Origin of the sequence: Thiorhodococcus mannitoliphagus (genome assembly GCF_010915725.1) — a bacterium.
Taxonomy (GTDB): domain Bacteria; phylum Pseudomonadota; class Gammaproteobacteria; order Chromatiales; family Chromatiaceae; genus Thiorhodococcus; species Thiorhodococcus mannitoliphagus.
On the sequence record NZ_JAAIJR010000187.1, the window covers coordinates 1 to 7,922 of the forward strand.

Sequence of the window (7,922 nt, forward strand, 5' to 3'; positions counted from 1 at the left end):
TCTGTTCCGACTCGAGAACAGTCGCCGCCCCGAGGATATCGAGCGGGTACTGGCGAGTCTGATTGATTGGCTGGCCGTCCCTGAGCAGGACAGTCTGCGCCGTGCCTTCGTGGTCTGGCTCAAGCGCGTGCTGTTACCGGCACGGGTTCCAGGCGCCGAGCTACCAAACGTCAACGACCTTCAGGAGATGCGTGCCATGTTGGCCGAACGGGTGAAGACCTGGACTGAGGAGTGGAAGCAACAGGGTGAGGCTAAGCTGCTCCGTCGATTACTGATTCGGCGCTTCGGTGCACTGCCGGCCTGGGCCGAGGCGCACCTTGAGCAGGCGAGCGAGGACGAGCTCGAGGTCTGGGCCGATCGCGTCCTAGAGTGTGCGACCCTGGAAGAGATACTCAAGGACCCGACTTGAGGATCAGCGCTTCGCAGACACCCATGAATAGACTTCCGAGAGGCGCCCAGCCTTCGCTGAGCGCCTTCCTCGCCTTCAGCACTCAATGTGCTCGGCAATGTCGAGAGCGTCATCCACCTCCACTCCAAGATACCGGACGGTGCTTTCGATTTTCCGATGCCCGAGGAGCAGCTGGACGGTGCGCAAGTTCTTGGTCTGGCGATAGATCAACGTCGCCTTGGTCCGGCGCAGCGAGTGCGTTCCATACTCCTGGGGATCCGCCCCCATGAGCTCGATCCACCGCTTCACGATGCGCGCGTACTGACGGGCGGACAAGTGCGGCGAGCCGCTCCGCCGACTGGGGAAGAGAAGGTCTGCGGGGCACAGCGCCGCTTTTTTGATCCACTCCTCCACGGCCTCGCGCCTCTGCTCCGTCAGCTCGAAGCGCACGGGCTCCTGAGTCTTGTGCTGAACAACGCTCGCCCGGGAGACGACATGGTTGCCATGGGCGATGTCGCGGACCCGCAGACTGAGCAGATCGCACCCGCACAGCTTGCTGTCGATTGCCAGGTTGAACAACGCCAGTTCCCGCGTCTTCCCTGCCATGCGAAGCTGCGTTCGGACGGTCCAGATCTCGTGCAGCTTCAACGGCGGCTTCTGGCCAATCAGCTTGCCCTTGTTCCACGGCTCATGTGCCGCTTGGGACGCTGTAGTGTTGGTCTTCATCGTCTGTTTCCTCTTCTTAGGAAAGGAAACAGAAGCATGGTCGGCGGTTGACGACGCGGCTCGGCCTGCAAGCAGTCACTGCTGAGTGACTGATCTGGGGCAGGAGGGTCCCACATGCGGTCGCCAAGCCATCAGGTCCGAGCGTCGGCTCCATCCTGATAGCGGAAAGTCCCTCTCGTTTTGCGAGTGACAAGTCACGACCCGTTGCTGCCCGCTCACTGTGCGAAAGTAAGCGGCAGGTCCGGTCGCATTGCGGACAGTCGCCTTGGTGCTCGGGAGGGGACGGCACGGCGCCCTGTTGCCGAGCAGCGAATTTGCGACGGGTGCCTGCGTCACCTGCCGGATTCCGGCAAGCCGGAATATGGCGTAAGATAAGGAAAGTCAGATCAACTAATCCTTTCTCGTGGGCCAGGACGGCGCTCTGGCACCTCAGCGATGAATTGATCAGAGCTTCCTTGACAGGTAACGATGTGGCGTGAGGTAGCAAGCATGGATCTGGTGAAGCTGGGGAAAAAGGGCCAAGTGACCATTCCGCGTACCATACTGCGATCGGTCGGCCTGAGCGGGGAGGCTCCGCTGCTGGTAGAAACAACACCCGAGGGGGCGATCTTGTTGAAGCCGGCGGCAGTCTACCCGGTCGAGATCTATTCTGAGCCGCGTGTAACCGAATTCGAGCGTGAGAACGCGGTCCCCGAGGATCTCCAGGCGAGGGTTCGCGCATCGCTGGATCGGAACAATTGACCTGCGCTTGTTCCTTGACGCGAACATCTTGTTCAGTGCGGCTTATCGGGACGGCAGCCCTGCACTACTGCTCTTCGAGCTAGCTGCAGCGGACCGTTGCAACGTATTGACCTCGGCGTTCGCGTGGGACGAGGCTCACCGGAACATCGCCCTCAAGTGTCCGCAACGCACGGCGATACTCGATGCTTTGAGGGGCCAACTGGACTACGCCCCGGTGCCAGATGCCTCGGCAATCGCGAACGCTGTGAAGCAAGGACTGCCGGACAAAGATGCGCCGATCCTCGCCGCCGCTCGTGTCGCGGAGGTGGACATCCTGGTCACCGGAGACCGCACCCATTTCGGACACCTCTACGGAAAGGCCGTCGGCGGTGTGCAAGTGCTGACGTTGAAAGATACCTTGGCACATGTGCTCGAAGACCAGTGAATCGTTCCCGGGCATGCCAGTTGCCGATGTGGCCGGGTGCGTCCGCTATGGCATCTTTGTGCAAGTCCCACAGCGAGAGCCCAGCGGCCGAAGTGTGCATCTGACCTGCCGCTGAACCGATTCGGCTGGGCGGCCGCTCCTGGCCGAGTCCCGTCGGATCGGGGAAGGACAGCGGTCGCTGACGACCCGAAAAGCTCAGTCCATCCGACCGCCTTAGCGACCGCAGTCCGGCGCGCACCGGACGCTCCTCGCATTCCATCATGTGCTCGAGACTGTCCAGGATGGCTTCGATCTTTTTACTCACTCGAAGGCTCGGCGGTCGCCGTGTGTTGACTCGTGGTGTGGTGGAGCGGCTCGCCGCACTTGTCCGCCCGTCAGTACGCGCGCATCGTGAAGCGGTGGATCGAGTTCATGGGGGCGGATCCCCAGGAGTATGGAACACACTCGTTGCGCCGGACCAAGGCGACGTTGATCTATCGCCAGACCAAGAACTTGCGCACCGTCCAGCTGCTCCTCGGGCATCGGAAAATCGAAAGCACCGTCCGGTATCTTGGAGTGGAGGTGGATGACGCTCTCGACATTGCTGAGCACATTGAATGCTGAAGGCGAGGAAGGCGCTCAGCGAAGGCTGGGCGCCTCTCGGAAGTCTATTCATGGGTGTCTGCGAAGAGCTGATCCTCAAGTCGGGTCCTTGAGTATCTCTTCCAGGGTCGCACACTCTAGGACGCGATCGGCCCAGACCTCGAGCTCGTCCTCGCTCGCCTGCTCAAGGTGCGCCTCGGCCCAGGCCGGCAGTGCACCGAAGCGCCGGATTAACTGACGACGCAGCAGCCTTGCCTCTCCTTGCGACAGCCCCTGCTCAAGGCCTTCCTTAAGACCCTCTTGCTTCCACTCCTCGGTCCAGGTCTTCACCCGTTCGGCCAACATGGCACGCATCTCCTGAAGATCATTGACATTAGGTAGCTCGGCGCCTGGAACCCGCGCCGGTAGCAGCACGCGCTTGAGCCAGACCACGAAGGCGCGGCGCAGACTGTCCTGCTCGGGGGCGGCCAGCCACTCGATCAGACTCGCCAGCACCCGCTCGATATCCTCCGGACGGCGACTGTTCTCGAGTCGGAACAGGGCGGCGGCGATATTGCGCTGCCCGGCCAGCGCGGTGTCCGCGAGCCGCTGCTCGTCCAGCAGCAGGTATCGGAACTGCGGTTGCCAGCGGTGCAGTTGCGCAGGCAGGTTCGGCTCGATCAGTTCGTCGAGACTGGTCTTGGCCCACCAGGATTTTTCACCATTGTAGAGGACGATGGGCAGGACCGGCGGCAGTGGGTCGCCGGCCGGGATCTCGCCTGCGGCGGCCAGATCCTGGTAGAGCAGTCCGACGTAGGTGAGCAACCGCACCGCCATGAAGCGATCGACGCTCGACTGGAACTCCAACAGCAGATAGACGTAGACCCAGCGCTCGCCCCAGCGCAGCCGCCAGATCATGTCGTCCTCGCGCTCGCGCAGGTCGTGACTGATCCCGATCTCGCTGACGCGCTGCAGGGTGGTGAAGTCCAACTGCTCGACCCAGTCCTCGTGCACGAAGCCACGGATCAGGTCCGCCACCAGATCGCGGTGCGAGAACAAGAGCTTGTAGGACGGATCGTGGTCGGCCATCAGGGACGAGTGGGCTGTTATCGGCGTGACTGAACCATACCGAAATCACGCCCAGATGACAGCGATTGTGCAACGAAAAGAACCTCAAATCCGCCACACCCAGAGTCGATACCGACCCCCTCTACCGTTACTCCCTCGAACACTACGGCCACACCGCCAAAGGTGTGCAGTGGACGTCCGCCGACAGCCAGTTAACCCGCTGCGAGGCCCTGCGGCGGTTTCTGCCAGAGGATCTCTCGACCCTGACCCTCGCCGACGCGGGCTGCGGACTCGGGGATTTCTTCGCCTTTCTCAGCGCACGCGGGGAGCGTCCCGGACGCTATCTCGGGCTCGATGTGGTGGAGCCCATGGTGGAGGCCGCCCGGTTACGCACCGGCCGCGAGATCCTGCTCCTGGATGTCCTGCACGAGGACCTGCCCCCGGCCGACTACTACGTCTGCAGTGGGGCCATGAACATCCTGACGCGGGAGGAGACTCAGTCCTTCATCGAGCGCTGCTTCATGGCCTCTACCGAGGGCTTCGTGTTCAATCTGCTCTTGGGACAGGACGCCCCGCACAGCTACAACCTCTGCCTACCGGAAGAGGTGCGCGCCTGGACCGGGCATCTTGAGGCCGAGATGGTGGTCGCCAACGACTATCTCCCGGACGATTTCACGGTCGCCCTCAGACATCAGCGCTGAGGGTGCTTGCACGCTCCCCGGTCTCCTGAGGCACGCTCACTTCGGGGCGTTGCCCTTCCCTGCCCCACGAGCCGTCGTGGATTCACCCGATCTCGGCATCCGCACCACCCTCGGCCGGACCAAGCTCAATGACGTCGTCTCCAAGCGCGATCCGCCCGGAGCGGACGACACGGGCCGTCAAGCCACCATGGCCACGCATCGCGTTATAGCCCCCAGCGCCCAAGACCTCTTCCATCCGCGAGCAGGGATGAGCAAAGCCAGTGCCCTCCAGCACCGCCTCGCCGATCTGGAAGCACCGGTCCTTGAGTGCGAGCAGGTTGATCCCGGACACCAGCAGGTTGCGTCGCAGAATCTCGGGCGTGGGTGAGGCACAACCCAGCAGGGCGCCGATCACGGCCAGGTGCTCGGCCTGGATCAAGGTGACCTGACGCGTGCCACGCCGGCGCGCGCGATCATGATCGCCTTCCAGACCCTGACCAGCGATGGCGACGACGGACTCGGGTGTCTGCAGCGGTGCGCGCCGTTCGGGACGCTGGCCGATCCATTCCAGGCGTCCGGAGCGCGGAAAGCAGGCCTGCAGCGCATGAATCTCTGGCATAGGATTCAGGGAAGTCGACGTGAAGGATGACACAGCCTGCCGTGAATGCCCGTTTGGCTCAACCGATGCTGTCATGCCCACCCCTTCGGCGGAATCCGCCATCGCCGGGAGCCTCGCCGAAGGACGGTCAATGCCTGAGTCCGATCGGCCGATGTCCCGTCTGATCCTGCATGTCGATCTCGACGCTTTCTATGCGGCGGTCGAGCAGCGCGACCATCCCGAGTGGCACGGTCGACCCCTGGTGGTCGGCGCCGAACCGGGCCAGCGCGGGGTGGTCGCCACCTGCTCGTATGAGGCGCGCCGCTTCGGCGTGCACTCGGCCATGCCGATCGTGCAAGCTGTGCCTCGGCTGCCGCCCGAGACGGTCTATGTGCGCCCGAGCATGGCGCGCTACGCGAAGGTCTCCCAGCAGATCATGGGCGTGCTGGAGACCGTCTCCCCGGTGGTCGAGCGGGTTTCGATCGATGAGGCGTACCTGGATGTCTCCCGACTGACGGCCTTGATCGGACCGCCCGCCGTCATCGGGGCGCAGGTCAAGGCACGAATCTGGGCGGCGGTCGGGCTCACCGCCTCGGTCGGCATCGGCCCGAACCGGCTCATCGCCAAGCTGGCGTCAGAGGCGCAGAAGCCAAATGGATTGACGATCGTGCCGCCCGAGCAGGTCGGCGACTTTCTCGCGCCCATGCCCTTCACCGTGCTGCGGGGCATTGGCGTCAAGACCGCTCCCCGACTGGAGCGCCTGGGCGTGAAGATGATCGGGGATGTGCGTCAACTGTCGCTGGAGACGCTGCGTCATCACCTCGGCGCCCGGACCGGGAGCCAGGTCTACCAGCAGGCCAGGGGGCTCGCCGATGATCGGATCGATCCAGACAGGCCGCGCCAGTCGATCTCCAGGGAAACGACCTTCCCGGAGGACGTGAGCGATCCGCAGATCCTGGAGGAGACCCTGCGCTGGGCCGCCCAGGAGGTCGGTGCGATCGCCCGGCAGACGCAGCACCTGGGGCGTGCGGTCACCTTGAAGATCCGGTTCCACCCGTTCGAGACCCACACGCGCTCACGCACCCTGAAGGTGCCCACAGCGGACGACGCCGCCCTCTTTCACACCGCCTGGTCGCTGTTTGCGGCCGAGCCCTGGTCGGGGCGACCGGTAAGGCTCATCGGGCTGGGGATCTCCGGCTGGTCAGCGACGGATGGCGGAGTCCAGATGGACCTGTTCGAGACGGCGGCACCCGAGCCCGGTCCGAAACGCGACCGCTTGGCGGCGACCCTCGATGCCATCCGCAACCGATTTGGTGCGGACGCCATTCGGCGAGGGCGGAGTCGTGACTTGCTGGGCTGAAGATGGACGCAGTCTGTGGCTCCCTCCGGGCGCCCTGCCCCGCGGCCAATGCGGGAGGATCATTCCAGCGTTTTGAGGCCGTGCATCCTCCGGACAGTAAAAGGCCGGGCGCATGGCCCGGCCTCCTCATCCTCAAGTGGACGTGCTCAGTCGATCGTCATCACGCGGCGGCCTTCACCGCCTCTGCGGTATGCTCGATCGCTGGGCTGGCACCCGTCCCGCGGATCTCGATGCGCCGCGGCTTCATCGCTTCGGGCACCTCGCGTACCAGGTCGATGTGCAGCAGCCCGTGCTCCAGTCGTGCGTCCACCACCTTCACATAGTCGGCCAGCTGGAATTTGCGCTCGAAGCTGCGGTTGGCGATCCCGCGATAGAGGAAATTACCCTCGGCCTCGGTCTTCTTGCGCTGACCCGAGACGGTCAAGAGGTTCTCCTTGGCTTCGATGCCCAGCTCGTCCTCGGTGAAGCCGGCGACGGCGAGCGTGATACGGTACTGGTTCTCGTCCTGGACCTCGACGTTGTAGGGCGGATAACCGCCGGGTTCGCTCTGATAGGCCGTCTCCAGCGCATTGGCCATACGATCGAAGCCGATCATGGAGCGGAACAGCGGTGAGAAGTCGAGTGTGGTCATGACATATCCTCCAATGAGCAATATGAAGTGTCGATGGGCGTTCTTGCGAACCGCCGGTTTCCGGGGACCCCAGATGGGCGACCCCTGTGTTATGTAAATTAATTCCAGGCTGGCACTCTGTCAAGGGGAGTGCTAATTTTGCTGTATTACACTTTTTTAACAATCCTTTAGGCTCACTGCCCAGCACCGCTCGCCGCCCTTGCACACCTTGAGGCGCCGCACTGCGCGCGAGGAGAGCGCCATGGTTCCGCGCGACATGGCGCGCAAGAACCGCCCGGCGCTGCTGGTGCGGGGCGACTTGATGATGGACGACCAGATCCAGGACGGCGACATCCGGTTTTTTCCTCGAGGCCAAGGGGATCCGCCTGCAGTCGACCGGTCCCGAGATGGAGCCGATCCAGCTGCGCCATGGGGAGATCCAGATCCTCGGGACCGTCCCGAGTGTGGTGCGAATGGCGGACTGAGCCCCGCCCTCGCCTGTCGGCCTGACGACACCGAGCTGCCGCAGTCTGAGCGTTCCGCGCATCTCCGGGTGCCCCTGACATAGGACGTGGAAGACGATGCGATCGAGACAGAGAACAAAGCGATCCTTGATCACGGGCCTTGTTGTTACGCTGAACGCAACCCTGCTTTCGTGCGGCTCCGGAGACGACGACTCGGGTGAGTTTTACACACGCTGGGACGAATCCGGCGGCTGCCAAAGCCCGATGGAGCGCGATCCTCCCTGGAAGAGCGCGGCGGGCGG

General features: G+C 63.6%; 11 protein-coding genes. 7 read left to right on the forward strand and 4 right to left on the reverse strand.

The annotated features are described in order from the left end of the window. Nucleotides 1-409 (forward strand): DUF4351 domain-containing protein (locus G3480_RS24030; protein WP_164656765.1); only part of this gene is annotated, 409 nt, incomplete at its 5' end. Between the two features lie 75 nt (nt 410-484). Here the strand turns inward: G3480_RS24030 and G3480_RS24035 are convergent. After that, entirely contained in the window at nt 485-1,114 is a 630-nt protein-coding gene (locus G3480_RS24035; protein WP_164656766.1) for a tyrosine-type recombinase/integrase, read from the reverse strand. Nucleotides 1,115-1,603: 489 nt separating this feature from the next. Here G3480_RS24035 and G3480_RS24040 point away from each other — a divergent pair, with 489 nt between their 5' ends. The 3 genes from G3480_RS24040 (at nt 1,604) to G3480_RS24050 (ending at nt 2,882) form a co-directional block, all read left to right on the forward strand. After that, entirely contained in the window at nt 1,604-1,855 is a 252-nt protein-coding gene (locus G3480_RS24040) for an AbrB/MazE/SpoVT family DNA-binding domain-containing protein (protein ID WP_164656767.1), read from the forward strand. A 7-nt stretch (nt 1,856-1,862) separates the two neighbouring features. After that, nucleotides 1,863-2,279, forward strand: a complete 417-nt coding sequence (locus G3480_RS24045; protein ID WP_164656768.1) for a PIN domain-containing protein — start codon at nt 1,863-1,865, stop codon at nt 2,277-2,279. A gap of 363 nt (nt 2,280-2,642) precedes the next feature. Then, nucleotides 2,643-2,882, forward strand: coding sequence for a tyrosine-type recombinase/integrase (locus tag G3480_RS24050; RefSeq protein WP_206171868.1), 240 nt, complete (start codon nt 2,643-2,645; stop codon nt 2,880-2,882). A gap of 75 nt (nt 2,883-2,957) precedes the next feature. On the opposite strand, the gene G3480_RS24055 is transcribed toward G3480_RS24050, so the two are convergent. After that, nucleotides 2,958-3,929, reverse strand: a complete 972-nt coding sequence (locus G3480_RS24055) for an Rpn family recombination-promoting nuclease/putative transposase (protein ID WP_164656770.1) — start codon at nt 3,927-3,929, stop codon at nt 2,958-2,960. Between the two features lie 65 nt (nt 3,930-3,994). Between G3480_RS24055 and G3480_RS24060 the strand changes: the two genes are divergently transcribed. After that, on the forward strand, nt 3,995-4,609 hold the full coding sequence (locus tag G3480_RS24060) for a class I SAM-dependent methyltransferase (RefSeq protein WP_164656771.1): 615 nt from the start codon (nt 3,995-3,997) through the stop codon (nt 4,607-4,609). Between the two features lie 82 nt (nt 4,610-4,691). Here the strand turns inward: G3480_RS24060 and G3480_RS24065 are convergent, their stop codons facing one another. Beyond that, nucleotides 4,692-5,207 carry an MOSC domain-containing protein gene (locus tag G3480_RS24065; RefSeq protein WP_164656772.1) on the reverse strand — a complete coding sequence of 172 codons (516 nt, stop codon included), beginning with the start codon at nt 5,205-5,207 and terminating at the stop codon, nt 4,692-4,694. A 73-nt stretch (nt 5,208-5,280) separates the two neighbouring features. Here G3480_RS24065 and dinB point away from each other — a divergent pair, with 73 nt between their 5' ends. Next, nucleotides 5,281-6,546, forward strand: coding sequence for a DNA polymerase IV (dinB, locus tag G3480_RS24070; protein ID WP_240906025.1), 1,266 nt, complete (start codon nt 5,281-5,283; stop codon nt 6,544-6,546). 160 nt (nt 6,547-6,706) lie between these two features. Here the strand turns inward: dinB and G3480_RS24075 are convergent, their stop codons facing one another. Next, entirely contained in the window at nt 6,707-7,177 is a 471-nt protein-coding gene (locus tag G3480_RS24075; protein ID WP_164656773.1) for an Hsp20 family protein, read from the reverse strand. A gap of 241 nt (nt 7,178-7,418) precedes the next feature. On the opposite strand from G3480_RS24075, the gene G3480_RS24080 reads away from it, so the two are divergent. Continuing rightward, nucleotides 7,419-7,724, forward strand: a complete 306-nt coding sequence (locus G3480_RS24080; RefSeq protein ID WP_164656774.1) for a hypothetical protein — start codon at nt 7,419-7,421, stop codon at nt 7,722-7,724. Nucleotides 7,725-7,922: the final 198 nt, after the last annotated feature.